The sequence below is a fragment of the Gordonia aichiensis NBRC 108223 genome, assembly GCF_000332975.1.
GTDB lineage: Bacteria > Actinomycetota > Actinomycetes > Mycobacteriales > Mycobacteriaceae > Gordonia > Gordonia aichiensis.
On the sequence record NZ_BANR01000008.1, the window covers coordinates 24936 to 45896 of the forward strand.

The following is a 20961-nucleotide window of genomic DNA, read 5'->3' on the forward strand; positions in this document are numbered from 1 at the left end:
CGGCGGCAACCTCCCGACAGACGCGATATCGAGACGCCTGCCGTTGTGTGCGCAGCCTGTGTGCCATGGTGTCTGTGGACCGGCACGCGCCAGGGGAGTTGCCACTGTGGGTTATCAGTTCACGCTCGAGGATGTCGCGTTCCTGCGTGGCCGCTACGGGGAGAAGGCGCTCGACGTGGTGTCAGGTATGACGCTGACGTCGTCGTCGATGATCGCCGATGTCGGAGAGGTTCGACGTCGATACCCCGGCCACGACGCCGCACTGATCGAGACGGTGCGTGCTCGACGCCGAGCGGTCCGGAAGCTACGCGATGCCGAGCAGTGGTTGCTCACCGACGACGCTGTCCAGCAGGCGACGCCGAGTGCGGTCGCCGCGCACCGGGCATCGGAGATCGCCGCGCGCTATCCCGGTGCTGTGGTCCACGACATCACGTGTTCGGTCGGCGGTGACGTCGTTGAACTCGCGTCCCACGTCGGCATCGGCGGAGTGATCGGCAGCGACGTCGACCTGGTGAGACTAACGATGGCACAACGCAATCGACGCGTGCTCGGGGAACTGTCCACTCCGACGGCATTTCTCGTCGCCGATGCGCTGACCCCGACGTCGACTGCCGATGTCGTGATCGCCGACCCGGCGCGCCGCTCCGGCACCGGCCGAGTGTTTCGTCTCGACCAACTCACGCCACCGCTTCCGGACGTGCTGATGACCTATGCGGACCGCGTGGTAGTCGTCAAATGCGCGCCCGGACTTGACTATCGGACGTTGCGCACTCGCTTCGGCTTCAGCGGTGAGGTCCAGGTGACCTCACTGGACGGCAGAGTGCGTGAAGTCTGTCTGTGGAGCGGGCCGGGCGTCGACGACCGAATGCGCGCAACAGTCCTGCGTACCGGAGCCGGCGGTACCGTCGGCGGTTTCGAGATCACCGACGACGAACCGGACGACGTCGATCAACATGGCCCGGTGGGCAGGTGGATCGTCGACCCCGACGGTGCGGTCGTCCGTGCCGGCCTGGTGCGTCAGTACGCCGCGCGTCACGGACTCCGCCAGCTCGATCCGCAGATCGCGTACCTCACCGGTGATCATCTACCGGCAACCGAGCGCGGCTTCGAGGTGATCGAGGAGGTCCCGACGTCGGACAAGGCATTGCGGAAGATTCTCGGCGCCTACGACTGCGGCACGTTGGAGATTCTCGTCCGCGGACTCGACGTCGACCCAGATGTGTTGCGCAAGCGTTTGCGGCTCAAGGGGTCTCGATCATTGGCTCTGGTGCTCACCCGCATCGGCCGCAAGGGGGTCGGATTTCTGTGCGAGCCCGGTGTCAGGGGTGGATAACCTGATCGCGCCGCAGCACAGCGCGGCGATCACGCACAGCGCTGCCGCGATGTGGAAGGCGTTGTCGTAGCTGCCCTGCGCGTCGCGGATGTAGCCCGCGCCGAATGCCGCGATGGCGGCCCCGATCTGATGGGACGCGAACACCCAGCCGAAGACCACCGGGGTATCGGCGCCGAAGTAGTGGCGACAGATCGCGATCGTCGGCGGCACCGTTGCCACCCAGTCGAGTCCGTAGAAGATGATGAACACCCACGTGCTCGGTTCCGCGTGGGGTGACAGAAGTAGCGGTAGGAGTAGGAGAGACACCCCGCGACCGAGGTAGTAGATCACCAGCAGTACCCGCGGGTCCACACGGTCGGTGAGCCACCCGGAGAACACCGTGCCCGCGACATCGAAGATCCCGATTGTTGCCAGCAGCGAGGCCGCAACGGTCGTCGGCATGCCGTGGTCGTGTGCCGCCGGAATGAAATGGGTGCCGATCAGTCCGTTCGTCGTCATGCCGCAGATCGCGAAACTCGTTGCCAGAAGCCAGAACGCGCGAGTGCGTACTCCTCGGATCAGCCCCGCGGCAGCGGCGCCGAAGCTGCCGGTTGGGAGTGGGTCGGGAGAATCAACCGCAGTCGCCCCGTAGGCGGTGGTCGCCATATCAGCGGGTCTGTCCCTGATGAACAGCAGTACGACCGGGATCACGGCCACTGCGGCCGCCGTGACCACGATCGAGGCCCACCGCCACCCGTAGGCGTCGGTGATCTGAGCGACGATCGGCAGAAAGATCAGTTGTCCCGTGGCGCTCGCAGCCGTGAGCACGCCGGTGACGATGCCGCGTCTGGCCACGAACCACCGGGTCGACACCGTTGCGACGAAGCCCATCGAGATCGAGCCCGTGCCCAGGCCGACGAGCACACCCCAGAGTACGAGCAACTGCCAGCTCGACGTCATGAAGATACCGAGGCCCGTTCCTGCAGCGATCAATCCGATTGCGACGGCCAAAATCGGACGCACGCCGAACCGGTCCATGAGAGCAGCGGCGAACGGTGCTGTGACCCCGAACAGCACCATGTTGATCGACATGGCGGCGCCGATCGTGGCATGCGACCACCCGAATTCCATGTGGAGGGGATCCATCATCACGCTCGGTACGGCTCGGAATCCCGCTGCACCGAGGATCGCGATGAAGCTCGCTCCCGCCACAAGCCACGCCCAGTGCGGGCGACGATCGCGCAGGCGTTGACGCAGTGGCGTTTTCAGCGGGTCGCGTTCTGGTGTCACGGTCACCAGTCAAGAATCGGGCGCACTCGCCCGGTGCGCCAGTGGCATAATCGCCAATATGTCGGAAGAATCTGCCAGACACCGGATCGCCGTTCTGTTGCTCGAGCCGGTGGTCGGGTTCGACGCGACCATCCCGCCGCTGCTCTTCGGGCAGGCCGTCGACGACGCCGGTCGCTCGCTCTACGAGGTCGAGACCGTCGGACTCCGATCGGCGCCGTTGATGACGACGACGGCCTACCGGATCACACCGGGCGCCGACGTCTCGGCGCTGGCCACCGCCGACACCGTGATCGTGCCGGGCACCAAGCTCTCATCGAGCCGTATGGACGGGACCATCCCCGACGACGTGCGTGAGGCGCTCGCACTGATCCGGCCGCAAGCCCGCATCGTGTCGATCTGTACGGGGGCATTCGTGCTGGCCGCAGCCGGCTATCTCGATGGCCGCAGGGCAACGACGCACTGGCGCTACGCCGACGACTTCCGGCGGCTCTATCCGCACGTGGCGCTCGACGAATCAGTCCTCTTCGTCGACGACGGCGACGTTCTGAGCTCCGCAGGCCTGGCCGCCGGGATCGACCTGTGCCTGCACATCATCCGCAACGACCACGGCACCGCGGTGGCGAACGCGGTGGCCAAGCATTGCGTGGTGCCACCATGGCGCGAAGGGGGCCAGGCGCAGTTCATCGAACGCCAGGTCCCCGGCGTCGGCGGTCCGACCACTGCTGCGGTCCGCGAGTGGGCGATCCATCATCTCGATGAGAACCTCTCGGTCAGCGCGCTCGCGTGTCGCGCGCACATGAGCCAGCGGACCTTCAGTCGCCGATTCCAGGAGGAGACCGGCGTGTCGCCGGGTGTCTGGGTGCGGGATCGACGTCTCGACTTTGCTCGTGAATTACTCGAGGCCGGTGAATTGTCCGTCGACGTCATCGCGGCGAGATCCGGTCTCGGATCGGCCGACAATCTGCGGCATCACCTGCGTCGACACCTGGGAATGGCACCGAGTGCATATCGAAAGGTCTTCGTGGGCAAGTGATCTGGCGTGACATCGGTCAACAGGGTTCGACCGGTCAGGACTCGGTGCCCGCGATGTACCAACCACCCGGATCGAGGTGGATCATGTCGCCCTCGCGATGTGATCTCTCCGAGTCGAGATGACCGGTGGTCCCGAGTTCGACCGTGACGTCGGTCGACGATCGGTTGGCGTTGAGCGCCACCGTGATCGGTTGTCCGGTGTGCACGCGATAGACCAGTAGTCCCTGGTCGACGACGAGCGTCTGTACGCGTGCGCGCTCGATGTCGGGAAGACGGCGTCGAATTCCCAACAGCCGCTGGTGAAGTCGATAGACAGGCGGAAGGACGTCATCGGCGGGCGGCGTCTCGGGCAGCACCGGCCGGACGGCATCGTCGCCGCCGACGCGTTCTTCCTTGGTGCCGGTCCACCCCAACTCGTCGCCGTAATAGATGGCCGGGGTGCCCGGCAGTGTTGCCAGCAGGACGATGGACAGGTCGACTGACCACTCGAGAAGACGCGTGGCGATCCGGGTCACGTCGTGATTGCCGACGAACGTCCACGGCACGAACGTCGTCAGCATCTGTTCGTGACGGGTCAACGCCCACTGCAATTCGTGCATGTTGCCGTCGACGATGCTGCTCCAGAACGCTTTCCACAGTTCGTACTGGGTGACCGAGTCGACGCCGCTGTCGGCGACGAATGCGGGGTAGTCGCCGTGGATTACCTCGGCGAGTACATAGACCTCGGGGAATCGTTGGCGCACGCGGGGTAGGACGGCGCGCCAGAAGGCGGGTGGAACCGCGTAGGCCGCGTCGAGTCGCCACGCATCGACGCCCGCATCGAGCCAGTGGCACATCACGTCGACGACGAGGTCTGCGACCTCGGGAGCCCGATGGTCGAGTTCGACCAGACCGTCGTGGCCCTCGAAGGTTGCCACTGTCCCGTCACGGTGGCGGCGTGCCACGCCCCGAGCGGCGTCAGTGTCGGCAACCCGATCGTGCTCTCGTGACACATGATTGAATACCCCGTCGAGCATCAGTCGGAGGCCGCGAGATCGGCATGCTGCGACGAGCGCGTCGAAATCGCCTCTGTCGCCCAGCCGTTCGTCGATCGTGAAGTAGTCGAGGGTGTCGTAGCCGTGGGTCGCCGAGGTGAAGATCGGTCCGAGAGCGATCCCGTTGACACCCAACGCGACTGCGTGATCGAGCCAGTCGATCAGGGCCGACAGCGGCCGACGACAGTCCCGATCGGCCCCGGTGGTGTCGGCGCCGAGAGCGCCGAGGGGATACACGTGCCACCAGATCGACGTTGCGGCCCAGCCGGGCGGGGTTGTCGTCATCGCGCCCACTCTAGTGCGTGGGCGGTGCGGCTAGTCGATGTTCTTCTTCGAGTCGAAGAAGAACACCTCGCCGATGTTGGTGGCCGTCGCGATCTGCCCCGAGGCCGAGACCGCGACGCCTGTTGCGAAGCCGGTGGCGCCGGGCATCGCCAGAGTGCGTTTGGTGTTGCCGTTGGCGGTGTCGACCTCGACCAGCGACAGCGATTTCTGATCGTCGCTGCGCACGACCGTCCAGGCGGTCGCGGACGAAGTCAGGGTCGACAGGCTGACAGCGGCGAGATCCTTGCGCTGCCACACCTGCTCTGCGCGATCGCCGCGATCGCGCAGCAGTGTCAGCGGTGCGCCGAGCACTCCGGTCGGGATGATCAACCCATCGGGTGACACGGTCATCGACGCGAACCCATAGCCGCCGTTGTCGTAGGTCCACTTGGTCTTACCGTTCGCGGCGTCGAGCGCGACGATCTGGCCGAGACGGCTGAACGTGTACACGGTGGTGCCGTCTGCCGACAGCGTCGGCGCGCCGATCACACCGCCGGGCACATCGGCATGCCAGGTCTCGCGGATCGTTCGCCCGTCGCCCTGCTTCGCGTACGAGAAGCCACGGATCTGTGAGGCGATCGCGCCGGTCGGCCAGAAGTTCAGGAAGAAGCGACTGTGTTGTTCGTCCACCGCGGGGGGCGCGGGTACAGCGCACCGGGGGCCGTTGCTCACGCAGTCGCCGTATCCCCAGAGCGGGTCGCCGGGGTCGGCCTCGGGCCGAAGCCGCACCTCGGGGGCTGTGAAGTCGCTCGTCTGCGTGTTGAGCATCAGGATCTGGCCCTGGGTGGTCACGACCAGGACCTCGCCAGGAGCGGCGAACTTCGCGGACAGGGGCACCCCGATGACCGGCATCCGCCAGCGGATCGCACCGCCGGCACTGAAGGCGAGGAAGGTCGCCTCCTCGCCGGCATAGGGCTGGTCGAACTGATCGATCAGCGTCGAGTTCCCCTCGATGCCCGGGCGCATGCGCTTGCAGAAGTTCATGCGCCCCGAATTGGGATCGAGGGTGAGCAGGTTGCATCCGTTCGCCGTGCTCGCGGTGACGTTGACGTTGGAGTGGTTGGAGATCGTGAGCGGTGCGGTCACTGGCCCGCCGGTTGGTCGGCTCCAGCTCAGTGCGAGATCATCGGGGATCGACGGATAGGTGTAGTTCGAGTTCGCACCGTTACCGCCGTAGCTCGCCCAGCCGGGACTTGCCACCGATCGCACATCGATGTGCCCGTCGGAACAGGCACTGATCGCCACCACAGCGCTGAGCAGGAGCATCAGCGGCGCCAGAACTCGTCGCGGTGCCCGAATCCGGGGGCCAACCACAGCCATCCTGCTCCCGTCGTCTTCGGTCTCCGGCACTGCACCGGGACGCCAGCAGTAGAGCCTATCGTGCGACGCTCCGCCGCCGATCCGGGCCGCGGCGTCGATTAGGGTGAGTCGTCATGACGACGATGTGGAACGCCTCCTATCGCTCCCGGTGGCGAGCAGGTCGACGCCGCGACCCGCGACAGGCCCGATTCCTCACCCTCGACTCGTTGCGCTGGGTGCTGCGCAACAAGGCGTACACGCCCTGGTACCTCGTCCGGTACTACCGACTGGCACGGTTCAGGATGGCCAATCCGCACATCGTGTTGCGGGGCATGCTGTTCCTCGGACGCAACGTGGAGATCCATGCGACGCCCGAGCTGAGTCGAATGGAGATCGGACGCTGGGTGCACATCGGCGACGGCAACTCGATCCGCTGCCACGAGGGCAGCATGCGTATCGGCGACAAGACGGTCTTCGGCTGCAACAACGTGGTCAACTCCTACCTCGATCTCGAGATAGGCGGATCGGTCCTGATCGCCGACTGGTGCTACCTCTGCGACTTCGACCACAAGACCGACGACATCACGCTGCCCATCAAGGACCAGGGCATCGTGAAGGGGCCGGTGCGGATCGGCGCCGACACCTGGGTGGCCGCCAAGGTCTCGGTGTTGCGCAACACGATCGTCGGTCGCGGATGCGTGTTGGGATCGCACGCCGTGGTCAAGGGCGTGATCCCCGACTACGCGATTGCCGTCGGCGCGCCCGCACGCGTGGTCAAGAACCGCAAGGACGACTGGGCCGCCAGCGCGGCCGAGCGTGCAGAACTCGAACGGGCACTCGCCGACATCGAGCGCAAGAAGGCGCAGCTTCGGCACGCACCAGACGCCTGATCGAATCGTCGCACTCGACTGTGGCGCGCAGCGTCGGTGGCGCTCCAGCGTCAGGGTTGGCCGGGATCGCGTTCGGGAAGTGGCCTTTCAGGGATGAATGGGCGCCCCACCGGATGGCGGACCCGACGTTTCGCGGCAAGGTAGACGCCACTGGTTCTCTCGGCCACCTCCCGCCACGAGAATTCCGCGGTCACTCGTTGGCGGGCGCGCCGAGCACGAGCTGCCGTCTGTACCGGATCCGACAGACACGATCGGACGGCAGCGGTCAGTCCTGCAATGTCACCGGGGGTGAAGGACAGCCCGGTCTCCGGTGGCGCTACCGCCTCGCCGAGCCCGCCCGCCGTTGAGACGACAAGCGGCGCACCGGTTGCCGCGGCCTCGAGCGCGACGATGCCGAACGGTTCATACCGCGACGGCAGCACGATCGCGTCGCACCGGTGCATGAGATCGACGAGCTCGTCGTGGCCGACGCCGCCGAGGAACCGCACGGCACGCGAAACCCGGTGCCGCCGAGCGGTGTCGACGAGCCAGTCGTACTGCGTGCCGTCGCCCGCGATGGTCAGTGTGGTGCCCGGGTGGGTGCGTCGAATGCGGGGGAGTGCCGCGAGGAGATCCTGCACGCCCTTCTCGTACTCGAGCCGTCCGGCGAACAAGAGCTCGGCGGGTCCGTGTGCTGGTGCCCGTTCGGCATACGGCCACGTGTCGACGTCGATGCCGTTGTGGATGACCTGCACGTCAGGCAACCCGGGTCCGAAGAGTCTGGTGACCTCGTCGCGCATCGACGCCGAGCACGTGATCAACGCGTCGGACTCGTTGGCCAGCCACCACTCGACCGAGTGGACCTGGCGGTTGGTCCGTCCGCTGACCCAGCCGCTGTGCCTACCCGCCTCGGTGGCGTGGATCGTCGAGACCAGCGGAACATCGAACAGTTCGGCGAGCGTGATTGCCGGGTGCGCGACGAGCCAGTCGTGGGCGTGCACCACGTCCGGGGTCCAGCGGGTCTCGGAGTCCGAGGCGAGAATGCGTAGTCCGGCGCGGACGAACGCGTGCCCCATGGCGAGTGTCCACGCCATCATGTCCTGACCGAACTCGAACTCGGGCGGATCCTCGGCGACAGCGATGACCCGGACGCCTTCGGTGACCGTGTCGGTCGTCGGGTGCGTCAGCGCGTCGGTGCCCGACGGCCTGCGGGTCAGTACCGTGACATCGTGCCCGGTGGCGGCGAGTTCGGTGGCGAGGTGGTGGACATGCCTGCCGAGGCCGCCGACCACCACTGGCGGATACTCCCACGACACAAGAAGAGTCCTCATGCGCGCACACTCCCGCGCAGTCGCCGGGCGTCGAGGTCAGGGAACAGGCCGTCGGCGAGATTCCAGTTCGCGGCCAGTCGGGTCGCCTGCTCGGTGCGGCCGCGCAACGTAGCGTCGGAGATCTCCCGGGTGGCGTGTGCGTGGGTATGGGCTCGGCGCACTGCATACTCGGCCGCGGTGTCCTTGGACACCATGAAGGGCCAGTCCGACGACACAGTCAACAGCGTTTCCCTGATGATCTGGTCGGCGACCCGATCACGTGCGGACCCGGCATCGAGTAGTTTGTCGACGGTGTCGAGGGCGGTCTCGACGACCTCGGCGTTGAGATCGACCAGGTGCTGGACCTGGGGGCCGTTCCAGACCCGCCAGTCCTTGCCCGATCCCCACGAGCTGTCGGTCAGCGACACCGGTTGTCCCACAAGACCGTTGGCGGTCGCCGACGCCATGGTTCCGACGCGGACACCGGCTTCGGGAAGGCGCCGGAGCACCCCTTCGAGCCACCGCGGTCCCTCGTGCCACCAATGGCCGAACAATTCGGTGTCGAAGGCCGCCACGACGAGTGCCGGTCGGCCGATCCGCTCCGATTCCGAGACAAGGCGCGCGCGGACGTGCTCGACGAAATCGTCGACGTGGCGAGCGATCACTGCGTCGACGCGGTCGGGCTCGTAGGGCTTCTTGTTGTGCGCTGCAACGGTTTTGGCGGTCACCCGTGACATCTTGAACCCAGACGCATGGTCGTAGGTGTGAAAGTCGCGATAGGCGGGGTGGCCCGGATATCCCGACTTCGGTGACCACACCTGGTAGCTCACGGTCAGATCCCGCCCGAACGCGAGGACGTCGGAGTCTCCGACGGGCCGTGCCAGAGACGTGTCGCCGTGCAGAGCCGGGCCGTCGACCATGAAGTGCCGCACACCTGCCGTCGCGTACTCGGACTCCATCCCCGGGGTGAATGCGCACTCGGGAGCCCAGATCCCCTGCGGTGTGGTGCCCCATCTCGACCGTGCGTCGGTGAGCCCTTCGTCGAGCGAGAATCGACGCAGTCGCGGATCGAGCAACGGCGCGAACGGGTGGGCCAACGGACCACCGAGAATCTCCAGGACGCCGCTGTCGGCGAGTCCTCTGATCAGAGGACTCGCCCCGTGCTGCCAGAAATTCTCGAAATCGGTCAGGGCGCTTGCCGCGGAACGGAATTCGTATCCGGCCAGGTCGCGGCGAATCGTGTCGTCGGTATCGGCAGCTGCGACCGCCCGCAGCTGCCAGTCCGCGAGCCACTCGTGCATGGAGCGCAGGCAATGTGGATCGTCGAGTTGGGCGGCCAGCACGGGGGTGATACCCAGCGAGAGCTGGTTGGTGAAGCCATCGGCGGCCAGCCGGCCGAGCATGGCGTAGACCGGCAGATACGATGCCGCCCACGATTGGTATAGCCATTCCTCGCCGACGGGCCAGCGTCCGTGATTGGCCAGCCATGGCAGGTGGGAATGCAGTACCAGCGTGAACTGGCCGGGGACCGGCAACGAAGATCCTGGAGGGCACGTCGAGGCTCGGGGTGGGGCGGGAATCATCGGTGTTCCCGGCCTCAGGGTCGGACCGCGACGGCGAACAGGTCCAGCGACGCGTCGATGTCGACGCCGTCGGCCGATGCGTCGAGAATGACGAAGTCATCGACAGAGATCGCGGCGACGTCGGTGACGAGGTCGCCTGGCCAGTCCTCTCCGGCCAGTGCGCGTTCTATCTGCGCGTCGATCAACGATCCGCCCCATTTGGAGTCCAGTGCCGTGAGGCCGTCTCCGTGGTAAACGCCGTGCATCACAACCGATTCCAGTCCGCCCTCGATCAGTAGACCGGTGAGCTCGGCCGCGTCGAGCTCACGGGTGTGGAACGGATTCAACGGAGTGTCGCGGCCGGGTGAGAAGGTGATGCGGTTGGGCGTCGAGATCAGGAGGCGTCCGCCGGGACGAAGCACCCGATGGCATTCGGCGATGAACGCCGCCTGGTCCCACAGATGCTCGATGACCTGGAAGTTGACGACAACGTCGACCGACTGGTCAGGGAGCGGGAGATCCACCAGGTTGCCCCGGAGGACCGTCACTTCCGGATAGCGCCTGCGCGTGTGCTCGACGGCCGACGCGTCGTAGTCGACGCAGGTGACGATTGCCCCCGCGGCGGCGAGCATTGCGCCGCCATAACCTTCGCCGGAGCCGGCCTCGAGTACCTGCTTCCCGCGGCATGACTCGCTGATGAAGCGGTAGGCGACCTCGTGGCGACGGAACCAGTAGTTCTCTGCCGGGATACCCGGGACCGTCCGCTCGCCGGTCAGTGCGAGCCGGGTGTCGGTGTCCAATGCGTCCGTCCCCGCTGCGGGTCGCGTGGCCTCGGGCGCGCTGCTCACCGGCGGCCGACGGTCTGTTGTCGAGCCCTGTGCGTCGATCATCCCCACGAGACTAGTACCCGGCGCCGTCTCGGGGACCCGCCGCGGTCCGCCGGCGGTTCCGCCGTGCGGCCGCGTCCGTCCGATCGCAGCCATAGTGTGAGGTAGGCGATGTTCTGCGGCAAAATAGGAGACGCTAAAGTGGGTGGAGACCGATGGCCTTACCCGCCGGTAAGTTGCCGAACCCGACGCAGGAGGTCGACGAAGACCCATGACAAACATTGTCGTTCTGATCAAGCAGGTTCCGGACACGTGGTCCGAGCGAAAGCTCTCCGAGACCGACTTCACGCTCGATCGTGAGGCCGCAGACGCCGTGCTCGACGAGATCAACGAGCGCGCTGTCGAGGAAGCGCTGCAGATCAAGGAGGCCAACGGGGGCGAGGTTACGATCCTCACCGCAGGTCCTGAGCGTGCGACCGAAGCGATCCGTAAGGCGCTGTCGATGGGTGCCGACAAGGCCATCCACATCCAGGACGATGCGCTCCACGGCTCCGACGCGGTGCAGACCGCCTACGTGCTTGCGCGCGCGCTCGGCACCGTCGAGGGCGTCGAGCTGGTCATCGCTGGTAACGAGGCCACCGACGGTCGCGTGGGTGCCATCCCCGCGATGATCGCCGAGTACCTCGAACTGCCGCACCTCACGCACCTGCGCAAGCTGACCGTCGAGGGCGAGTCGCTCAAGGGTGAGCGCGAGACCGACGACGGCATCTACCACATCGAGGCAGAGCTTCCCGCAATCGTCAGCGTGAACGAGAAGATCAACGAGCCGCGCTTCCCGTCCTTCAAGGGCATCATGGCCGCCAAGAAGAAGGAAGTTCAGGTCGTTGGCCTCGCCGAGATCGACGTCGAGCCGTCGGACGTGGGTCTGGAGAACGCCGGTACCACCGTCACCAGCTCGACCCCGAAGCCTCCGAAGACCGCGGGTGAGCGTGTCACCGACGAGGGCGACGGCGGCGTGAAGGTTGCCGAGTACCTGGTCAGCCAGAAGATCATCTAGGCGCCGCTGCGTAACCAGACCACCTCACCGGCCCGCGCAGCCACGTAGCTCGCCGCAGGCCACCAGACATCCAGGAGCAAAAACAATGGCAGAAGTACTCGTTCTGGTCGAGCAGGACGCCGAGGGCGCCCTGAAGAAGGTGACCAACGAACTGATCACCGCCGCCCGTGCACTCGGCACGCCGTCGGCCGTCGTGGTCGGCGCACCGGGTGGTGCCGACGGCATCATCGACGACCTCAAGGCCGCAGGCGCCGAGAAGATCTACGTCGCCGAGTCGGACGACGCCGCGAACTACCTGATCAGCCCCAAGGTCGACGTGTTGTCGTCGGTTGCCGAGCAGGCATCGCCCGCGGGCATCCTCGTCGCGGCCAACGCCGACGGCAAAGAGATCGCGGGACGTCTCGCGGTTCGCCTCGGGTCGGGCGTGCTCGCCGACGTCGTCGACGTCAAGGAGGGCGCCGTGGGCGTCCACTCCATCTTCGGTGGCGCGTTCACCGTCGATGCGCAGGCCAAGGGCGACACGCCGATCTTCTCGGTGCGCCCCGGCGGCGTCGAGGCCGCCCCGCAGGCAGGCGCGGGTGAGCGCGTCGACGTCGAGGTCCCGGCCCAGGAAGGCGGCGTGAAGATCACCAAGGTCGAGCCGAACGTCGGTGGCGACCGCCCGGAGCTCACCGAGGCATCGATCGTCGTCTCCGGTGGTCGCGGTGTCGGTAGCGCCGACAAGTTCTCGGTCGTCGAGGAGCTCGCCGACTCGCTCGGTGCAGCGGTGGGCGCTTCGCGTGCCGCAGTCGACTCGGGCTACTACCCGGGCCAGTTCCAGGTCGGTCAGACCGGCAAGACCGTGTCGCCGCAGCTCTACGTCGCGCTGGGCATCTCCGGTGCCATCCAGCACCGCGCGGGTATGCAGACCTCGAAGACCATCGTCGCCGTCAACAAGGACGAGGAAGCGCCGATCTTCGAGATCTCCGATTACGGAGTCGTCGGCGACCTGTTCAACGTCGCACCGCAGCTGACCGAAGAGGTCAAGAAGCGCAAGTGATCTCGATGAGTTCGATCGGCAGCACACGGTCGCTCCGCGACTAGCACGCTGATCGAGCCACTCGACACCACCTCGGCGATCCCTGGCCCCAGTGGCCGGGGATCGCTGCTTTCTGTTCACCGAGCGCCTCCCGACACGTCACGCGGACGTAGCAGGCCGGTCGTTGCGACTGGCTTTCATCTGGGGCATGACAGACGTACTGGATTCCGTCGCGGTGACCCTCGGCTCCGCCTCGGAGTTGACCCTCGGCTCCGCCTCGAAGTTGAGGCGAGGCGAGACCCGCACACTCGTCGACGCCGGTCGGCTGCGGATCCTTCTCACCGAATCGTCGGAGCTGATCGACGCGGTGCAGCGACTCCGCTACGAGGTCTTCGCCGCGGAACCGGGCTTTTCTGATCAGATCGGTGACCACGCCACCCGCCGCGACGCCGACCATGTCGATGAGTTCGCCGAGCATCTTGTCGCCGTCGATGACGAGTACGGCGTACTGGGCTGTGCTCGCCTGCTCGCCCCGCCACGCGCGATCGCCGCGGGCGGCTGGTACTCGGCGAGCGAGTTCGACCTCGGCGAGCTCGACGCCATCGGCGATTCGCTCGTCGAGATGGGCCGCGCATGTGTTGCCCCCGGCCACCGGCATGGCGCGATCACTGCATTGCTGTGGGCAGCGCTGCTCCGTTATGTCGACGACGCGGACTACCGCTACGTGATGGGTTGCGTCTCGGTCCCGCTGAGCGGGCCGGCCGGCGCCTGGCGGGGTTCGACGCTGCGCGGCGTCCGCGACCATGTGCTCGCCCGCCACCGCGCGCCATGGCGGGCGGTCCCGCTGTGCGAGACGCTCGTCGACGGAAGCGCCCTCGAGGAGATCGCCCCGCCGTCGACGCTCGCGCTTCCACCGCTTCTTCGTGCCTACCTCCGCCTGGGTGCAACAGTGTGCGGAGAGCCCGCGATCGACGAGAGTTTCGACGTCGGAGACTTCGTCACGATTCTCGATCGCGATCATGCCAACGTCCGCTACCTCGACAGACTTCGCGCAACCGGCGCGCGACTCGCAGTATCCACCCGAGAGTGAGGACCCGATGACGGCCGCCACGATCATCCCCGTTGCCCCGTTCCCGAGCGCCCCGTCGTCGCGACCGGCGGCCGCGCGGGCCGTACCGCCCGCCGAGTCTCGGCGTTCGAGTGCTGCGGACAGCGCTTCGACCGCCGACGGCGTGCGTCACCCGTGGTACCCGGTCAGTCCATGCGGCGATGAGTGCCACGCCGACAACCCGTATGCGCCGGCGAACATGCTCATCGTCGCCACTCGCATCATGTTGCTCGCGGCGTCGACCACGTTCTTTCTCCTGACAGGCTCGCTTGTCGCGCTTCTTCCCCGACTCCTTCGTCGTGCCTACATCCGCACCAGTGCCCGAACCATGTTGTGGTCCATGGGAGTTCGGGTGATCGTCGACGATCGTCGGCCATTCGCCGCGAACACCCGCGGACTCGTGGTTGCCAACCACATCTCGTACCTCGACATCCTCGCGGTGGCGGTGGTCAACCCGGCCCGGTTCGTGGCGAAGTGCGATGTGATGGCGATGCCGGTGGTGTCGACTCTCGCGCGGCGACTCGGAATCATATCGATCGACCGGGGTTCGTTGCGCGCCCTGCCCGCCACGGTGCACAGGGCTGTCACCGAACTGCAGGCCGACAACTCGGTCGCGGTTTTCCCCGAGGGAACCACCTGGTGCGGCCGCGCCGGCGGTGAGTTCCGGCCGGCCTTCTTCCAAGCCGCCATCGACGCGGGTGTGCCCGTCATCCCCCTGCACATGGAGTTCACCGTCGCCGGAACGGTCACCGCCGCGGCGGGATTCATCGGCGACGATTCTCCCGCCGATACTCTGCGCCGGGTGCTGCGCACTCGCGGACTCGGGGTGCACATCCGGGTGCATGAGTCTCAGCTCCCCGGCTCGGATCGTCGGGAGCTCGCCGACCGATGTGCCGGCCTCGTCGGGGGCTCGGTCTGCCACCCTCATCGGTGAGCCCGCATCTCACACGAAGCGGCGGCATGGGTGAGCCGGCGCCGTCGATGCGGGGTGAGCGCCGACACACCCTGCGGATCGATCGGATACGGTGAGAAAACGCGCACCGGCCGCAGTGGTGCGCACGACCGTCGGGGAGGCTTTGATGACCGCGAGTTCGCAGGCACCGATAGAGAGCGATGTCGACACAGTTCGTGAGACCGCCCGAGCGCGCTTTGCCGAACTGCGCACCGCCCGCACACCCGTCGCCGACGCAGATCTCGACGCGGTGTGGGCGGACCTGGACACGATCCGACCCACCGAGATGCTCGGGCGCTGGCGCGGCGGCGAGTTCGTGACCGGTCACGCGATGAACGGATTGCTCACCAAGATCGGTTGGTATGGCAAGAACTTCATCTCGACCAACGAGGTGCAGCCGCTGGTCTGTCGCAACGACGCGGGCGACCTCTATTCCAACACCGAGGTCGGCAAGGGTGAGGCGTCGTTGTGGGCCATCGAGTTCCGCGGCGAGGTCACCGCATCGATGGTGTACGACGGTCAGCCGGTGATCGACCACTTCAAGCGCGTCGACGACACCACCGTCATGGGCATCATGAATGGCACCGGCGGACTCATCGGCGGACGCCACTTCTACTTCTACCTCGACCGGGATTCCTGAGCCCTCTGCGGCGCTGAACTGAGCCCTTCGCGGCGCTGAACCGTCCCGGCCGCACGATCTGCCTGGATGCCATCGGCAAGCCGTTGGCAAGCGATCGCCAAGCGTGTCACCGCACTCTGTCGTCGTCCCTGAAGGAACGACACGAAGGCAGACGCCCATGGCGCATACCGACCCCGCACCCCATACGCGGCCGACAACGAGCGAGCGGCCGACTCCGAGCGAGCGGCCGACACCGAGCGAGCGGCCGACACCGACGCATCCACCGGCGATCCCGACAGTGCCGGTCACCGACGGCGCGGGACCATTCAGTGCGGTCCAACGCATCACGCTCGCGGTGGTCTGTGTGGCCACCGCGATGCTCATGCTCGACATCGCAGTGGTCAATACGGCGCTGCCGTCCATGGCACGCGAGTTCGGCGCGAGCATGAGTTCGCTGAAGTGGGTGATCGACGGATACACACTCGCGCTGGCGACCGTCGTGCTGAGTGCGGGCGCCTGGGCCGATCGCATCGGTCGACGACGCGTCTTCGTCGTCGGCGCCCTCGGGTTCACCGCAGCCTCGGTGCTGTGCACCGTCGCCCCGGACATCGCCACATTGAATGCCGCTCGGGTGGTGCAGGGATTGGGTGCTGCGTTGCTGTTCGCATCCTCGCTGGCGCTGCTGGCGCACGCATTCCCGGGTCGAGATCACAGGACCAGAGCGCTGGCCGCCTACGGTGCGACCATCGGTGCCTCGTTCGCCCTCGGACCGCTGCTCGGCGGCGTGCTGACCGACCAGATCTCCTGGCGGGCCATCTTCGTCATCAACATCCCGCTGGGAGTCGCGATGCTCTACGCGACCCGCTGGATCGAGGAATCGGCGAGCAGTAGTCCGCGGCGAGGTGACATCTGGGGTCAGTTCAGTGCGGTCGTTGCTCTCGGCGCGTTGACCTACGGATTCTTCGAGGCCAATGCGAGCGGCTGGTCGGACCCGGCCACCCTGACCGCCTTTGGTGTCGCGGTCGTCGCATTCGGCGTGTTCATAGCTGTGGAAAGTGTTGTCGCACAACCGATGCTGCCACTTCAGATGTTCGCCAACCCTGCATTCGCCGGTGCGCAGGTCGCGACGTTCGCGATCAGTGCGTCGATGTTCGCGGTGTTCGTGTACGTGACCATCTACCTGCAGGGTGTACTCGGTATGTCGCCCATCGCCGCGGGCCTGGTCTATCTGCCGGGAACGATGATCATGCTCGTGGTCGCAGGTCTGACAGACAAGGTGGTCGGCCGGGTACCCGCGTGGGTGCTGCTGTCGGCCGCACTTGTGGCGGTGGCCGCGGGATTGGCCTGGATGACCATCGCGGGCGAGCACAGCAGTGGCTGGGTCATGGTGCCCGGTTTCCTCGTCTCATGCATCGGTGCAGGCGTGTTCAACCCGGTGATGAGCGGCGTCGTGCTGGCCGAGGCCGAATACGACGACGCCGGTCTGGCCGCCGGGGTCAACGACGTCTTCCGTCAGTCGGGGATCGCGCTCGGTGTGGCCGCGCTTGGCGCAGTGTTCCCGGCGGCATCGGTTCTGCACGGCGGTGATGCCGGTCCCTATGTCGACTCGCTGCATCGTGCGCTGTGGATCAGTGTAGCCATCGCACTGGCCGGGGCGGTCGTCGTTGTCATCGCGATGCGTCGCGCTCGCGCCAGCGCCGACCCGACCAGCACGGCGACTGTCTTTGGTTGTGAAGGCGGACCCCAGATCGTCAGCGACCATGCGGTGCAGACACAACGCGGAGTCCCTGTGCCGGTCGTAGACTCAGGATCGTCGGATTTCCGGCATACCGGGCCACACCAGTGAGGAAGTGATGCGGGAGTATCGGGTACTCGGTCCGCTCGAGGTCAGGCGTGATGGTGAGGTCGTCGACCTCGGGTCGCCCAAACAGCGGGCCGTACTCGCTGCCCTCGTGCTCGCACGCGGTGCGGTGGTGTCGGTCGACCGGTTGATCGATTCGGTGTGGGGTCCGCATCCACCGCCCGCCGCGATGACCAGCCTGCAGGCCTACATCTCCAATCTGCGTCGTGCACTGCGCGGGGAGTCCGGCGAGTCCTCGCCCATCGAGCGGGTCAGCCCCGGATACCGGCTGAATGTCGCCGACGACGCCGTCGACCTCGTCGAGTATTCCGCGCTGTCGCGGGAGATCCGTGACCACGTCGACGCGGCTCGGTGGCAAGACGCACTGGACGCCTGCGAGCGTGCCCGCGGGCTGTGGCGCGGAGCGCTGTTGGCCGACATGGCGGACGAGAAGTGGGTGGGCCCGGATTCCGTTGCGGCAACCGAGACCCGCATCGCTGTGACAGAGGCGTACATCACGACGCTGCTCGCCCACGGCGACACCGCGCAGGCGGCGACGGAGGCAGCAGCGCTGCGCGCGCTCGACCCGCTGCGTGATCGCGCAGCGTGGTTGCACATGGTGGCGCTCTACCGTGCCGGTCGTGGTGCCGATGCCCTCGCGACCTACACCGAGCACACCCGACGATTAGACGACGAACTCGGCCTGGACCCGGGTAACGAACTACGCGAGTTGCAGGGGGCCATACTCCGGCACGACCCGGTGATCGCGGCGTGGCCGCGCTCCCCGCACTGGTCGGGGGCCGGTCCGATACTCTCGCCCGCTCGGGTTCCGGTTCCCGATCTCGACGTCGATCAACCTCCTGTCGACGCCCCGCAACCGACGTCCGGCGCCCTCGTCGGACGTGAGGCGCAGATGCGAACTCTGAGTGGACTTTTCGACGATGCCGCGGGGCCGGCGGTACGCTGGCTCGCGTTGTCCGGAGTCGCCGGAATCGGCAAGACGAGACTGGCCGAAGAGGCCGCGCGTGTCGCCACACGCATCGGCGACGACGTCGTCTGGGTCAGATGCCCGGACGCGCAGGGTGTTCCTGCATGGTGGCCGATGCGCCAGCTGTGTCGTGGCCTGGAGGCCGATGCCGAGGCCGTATTGTCGGTGCCGCCGGGAGTCGACGCCGACGCGGCGCGTTTCGCGGTATACGAGCGCCTGCAGGAACTCATCGAAACACGCGCTGCCGCAGGACCGGTCACGATCATCGTCGACGATGCGCAATGGGCTGATCCGATGTCGATCGATTTGTTGGTGTACCTGACCTCATCGCTACAGCGTGTGCCCGTGCGAGTGATCATCACGATCCGCGAAGAGGAGACCGACTCGCGGATCGCTCGTCTGCGCGGCGCACTGGTGCGTGCCGGCGGTCGTGTCGTCGACGTTCCCGCACTGACACGTCAGGAGACGACGACGCTGGCACGGCAGACCTCCGACGGCGACCTGACGCCAACCGAGCTCGACGGGCTGTTCGAGCGCACCGGCGGTAACCCGTTGTTCGTCGCCGAGTACGCGCGACTTCCGGATGAGCAGCGCAGGGAGGTCATTCCGGCTGCGGTGCGGTCTGTGCTCGATCGCCGACTCGCCTCGCTCGACCCCGCTACCCGCGAGGTTCTCGGGCATGCGGCGGTCATTTCCGACGAGATCGACGTCGCGCTGCTGGCTTCGGTGATGGGGCGCGACGTCGACGAGATCGCCGACTGCATCGACGACGCCGTGGACGAACACATCGTGGTGACCGGGGGAGCCGACGGCCGTACGGTCTTCGCCCACGCGCTCCTTCGAGAGGAGGCGATGGAGGGTATCAAGACGTTGCGCCGGTGTCGGATTCATCTGCGTACAGCCGAAATCCTGGCAACGGCAACAACTGCCGATTCCTCGGTACGACGCGCTGCTCATCTCCTGCGCGCCCTGCCGTTGGCCGAAGTCCCCGAGGTGATCGCAGCGTGTCGTCGAGTCGCCGAGGACGCGACAGCACGGTGGGATTCGGTCAATGCCGCCTACTGGCTCGACGCCGGGCTGCGCACCTACGAGTCGCTGGGTTCTGATGCGATCGACGTGGCCGTGCGCGACGAACTGCTCGTCGACCTCCTCGATGCGCACCTGCGTGCGGGCAACGTCGCCACCGTGCTCGAGACCGTCGCAGAGCGCCTGACCGATGTCCTGCGGTCGGGGAGTGAGCAGACCGCAGGACGTCTCGCCGCAACGCTGATCCGTTCCGGAGGCGGGTGGCCCTGGGTCCCTCCCGGTGTCGAGTACGGCCCCCTGCAGGAGATCTTGGAGACGGTGAGTGAGTTCACCGACGGCGACGCCCCCAGTAGTGCTCGGGTGTTGGGCGCGTTGGCTGTCGGTTCCTGCTACAACCGCGACGCTGCGGTTCCCGCGATGCTGCTCGCCCGCGCGGAGGCGTGCGCGCAGCGACTCGGAGACCCAGAGGTGCTCGCCGACGTCATGCTCGCACGACTGATCACCTACTCCGGTGTTGCCGAGCGGGCAGCCGAATCCGTCGCTCTGGGCAACGCCATCCGCGACATCGCGCACACGTCATCGGCTTTCGACGAGGTGATCGTCGACTCGGTGCTGACGATGGCGACGATGACGCTCGGCGACCTCGACGCGACGCATCGTCACCTCCGTCGCGGCATCGTGGGCAGTGAGCGGATGCGTCTGCCGATCCTACGCGCACAGCTACGCTGGATGGAGGCCGCTGTCGCCGTGTGGCACGGTGAATTCGACCGGGCGCGAGAACATTTCGAGACTGCATTCGCCGTCCATCAGCAGACGCAACTCTACGTCGCGGGCAGTGGTGCGCTCGCGATGATGGCGATGGCCACACAGGAAGGGATGTTCGACGACTTCGTCGACGACGTCCTCGGCATCGACCGTGACGACAGGCTGCAGTGGGTGCGCGCGATGGCATCCGGTGCATCCGGTAGTTCGGTTGCGACGCTGTTGGCTTCGGGCGTCGCGACCGTCGCAGGCGTTCACGGTGACGTCGAACTCTCCGTCACGATGGTCGACGCGTGGCTGGCCGATCGCGAGCCGATGATGTGGACGTCTCTCGCGCAGGCGGTCATCCTCGCGGGGGTCGTCACCGAACTCGAATTGACCGATCGCGCACAACAGTTCATCGACTACCTCGAACCGTTCGAGCACTGCATAGCGACCGTAGGTCAGGTCGGCTGCATCGGACCGGTCGATCTCGCACTGGCCGAACTGTATTTCCTTCTCGGCCAAGATGATGCGGCCATCGAAGCCCTCGATCGCGCGCGCGAGCTGTCGGAGTCGGCGCGGAGTCTTCCGGGGGTGTTGCGGTGCCGGATGGCCGCGGCGTCGCGCGCGCCCGCGGGACCGCGACGCGACCGTGAACTCGCCGACATCGCGGCCTTGGCCACCGTGGCGAACATGACGGCACTGGCGTCGGCTGCCACCGCGGCGCGCACCCGCTGACCCCCGACCAGC

16 protein-coding genes are annotated in these 20961 nt (G+C 66.7%); 10 read left to right on the forward strand and 6 right to left on the reverse strand.

Annotated features, from left to right (window positions below):
* Positions 1–106: 106 nt before the first annotated feature.
* Positions 107–1333, forward strand: a complete 1227-nt coding sequence (locus tag GOACH_RS11400) for a THUMP-like domain-containing protein (RefSeq protein ID WP_005174694.1) — start codon at positions 107–109, stop codon at positions 1331–1333.
* On the opposite strand, the gene GOACH_RS11405 is transcribed toward GOACH_RS11400, so the two are convergent.
* Positions 1256–2608 carry an MFS transporter gene (locus tag GOACH_RS11405; RefSeq protein ID WP_005174696.1) on the reverse strand — a complete coding sequence of 451 codons (1353 nt, stop codon included), beginning with the start codon at positions 2606–2608 and terminating at the stop codon, positions 1256–1258. The genes GOACH_RS11400 and GOACH_RS11405 overlap by 78 nt on opposite strands.
* A gap of 52 nt (positions 2609–2660) precedes the next feature.
* Between GOACH_RS11405 and GOACH_RS11410 the strand changes: the two genes are divergently transcribed.
* Positions 2661–3635, forward strand: a complete 975-nt coding sequence (locus tag GOACH_RS11410; RefSeq protein ID WP_005174697.1) for a GlxA family transcriptional regulator — start codon at positions 2661–2663, stop codon at positions 3633–3635.
* Between the two features lie 34 nt (positions 3636–3669).
* Here the strand turns inward: GOACH_RS11410 and GOACH_RS11415 are convergent, their stop codons facing one another.
* Positions 3670–4953, reverse strand: a complete 1284-nt coding sequence (locus tag GOACH_RS11415) for an alpha-amylase family glycosyl hydrolase (protein ID WP_005174699.1) — start codon at positions 4951–4953, stop codon at positions 3670–3672.
* 30 nt (positions 4954–4983) lie between these two features.
* The gene (locus GOACH_RS11420) at positions 4984–6312 is read right to left on the reverse strand and encodes an outer membrane protein assembly factor BamB family protein (protein WP_040518435.1); all 1329 of its coding nucleotides are present in this window, start codon (positions 6310–6312) and stop codon (positions 4984–4986) included.
* A gap of 113 nt (positions 6313–6425) precedes the next feature.
* Here GOACH_RS11420 and GOACH_RS11425 point away from each other — a divergent pair, with 113 nt between their 5' ends.
* Positions 6426–7181, forward strand: coding sequence for an acyltransferase (locus GOACH_RS11425; RefSeq protein ID WP_005174703.1), 756 nt, complete (start codon positions 6426–6428; stop codon positions 7179–7181).
* A gap of 50 nt (positions 7182–7231) precedes the next feature.
* On the opposite strand, the gene GOACH_RS11430 is transcribed toward GOACH_RS11425, so the two are convergent.
* From GOACH_RS11430 to GOACH_RS11440, 3 genes are read right to left on the reverse strand one after another with little or no spacing between them, the layout of a single operon-like run.
* The gene (locus GOACH_RS11430; RefSeq protein ID WP_040518439.1) at positions 7232–8491 is read right to left on the reverse strand and encodes a glycosyltransferase family 4 protein; all 1260 of its coding nucleotides are present in this window, start codon (positions 8489–8491) and stop codon (positions 7232–7234) included.
* On the reverse strand, positions 8488–10053 hold the full coding sequence (locus GOACH_RS11435) for a 1,4-alpha-glucan branching protein domain-containing protein (RefSeq protein ID WP_052003989.1): 1566 nt from the start codon (positions 10051–10053) through the stop codon (positions 8488–8490). Before GOACH_RS11435 ends, GOACH_RS11430 begins: the two co-directional genes overlap by 4 nt.
* Before the next feature lie 14 nt (positions 10054–10067).
* Complete coding sequence (locus GOACH_RS11440; RefSeq protein ID WP_083859053.1) at positions 10068–10922, reverse strand: class I SAM-dependent methyltransferase; 855 nt, start codon at positions 10920–10922, stop codon at positions 10068–10070.
* A gap of 208 nt (positions 10923–11130) precedes the next feature.
* Here GOACH_RS11440 and GOACH_RS11445 point away from each other — a divergent pair, with 208 nt between their 5' ends.
* The 7 genes from GOACH_RS11445 (at position 11131) to GOACH_RS11475 (ending at position 20949) form a co-directional block, all read left to right on the forward strand.
* Complete coding sequence (locus GOACH_RS11445) at positions 11131–11916, forward strand: electron transfer flavoprotein subunit beta/FixA family protein (protein WP_005174712.1); 786 nt, start codon at positions 11131–11133, stop codon at positions 11914–11916.
* An 85-nt stretch (positions 11917–12001) separates the two neighbouring features.
* Positions 12002–12955 (forward strand): electron transfer flavoprotein subunit alpha/FixB family protein, encoded by a 954-nt coding sequence (locus tag GOACH_RS11450; protein ID WP_005174713.1) that lies wholly within the window; start codon positions 12002–12004, stop codon positions 12953–12955.
* 112 nt (positions 12956–13067) lie between these two features.
* Complete coding sequence (locus tag GOACH_RS11455; protein WP_040518456.1) at positions 13068–14024, forward strand: GNAT family N-acetyltransferase; 957 nt, start codon at positions 13068–13070, stop codon at positions 14022–14024.
* Positions 14025–14031: 7 nt separating this feature from the next.
* On the forward strand, positions 14032–14976 hold the full coding sequence (locus tag GOACH_RS11460) for a lysophospholipid acyltransferase family protein (protein WP_005174718.1): 945 nt from the start codon (positions 14032–14034) through the stop codon (positions 14974–14976).
* A gap of 145 nt (positions 14977–15121) precedes the next feature.
* Positions 15122–15634: a DUF4334 domain-containing protein gene (locus GOACH_RS11465; RefSeq protein WP_005174720.1), complete on the forward strand. Its 513-nt coding sequence runs from the start codon at positions 15122–15124 to the stop codon at positions 15632–15634.
* A 157-nt stretch (positions 15635–15791) separates the two neighbouring features.
* Positions 15792–17459 (forward strand): MFS transporter, encoded by a 1668-nt coding sequence (locus tag GOACH_RS11470; RefSeq protein WP_083859054.1) that lies wholly within the window; start codon positions 15792–15794, stop codon positions 17457–17459.
* 7 nt (positions 17460–17466) lie between these two features.
* Positions 17467–20949 carry an ATP-binding protein gene (locus tag GOACH_RS11475; protein WP_005174722.1) on the forward strand — a complete coding sequence of 1161 codons (3483 nt, stop codon included), beginning with the start codon at positions 17467–17469 and terminating at the stop codon, positions 20947–20949.
* Positions 20950–20961 lie beyond the last annotated feature (12 nt).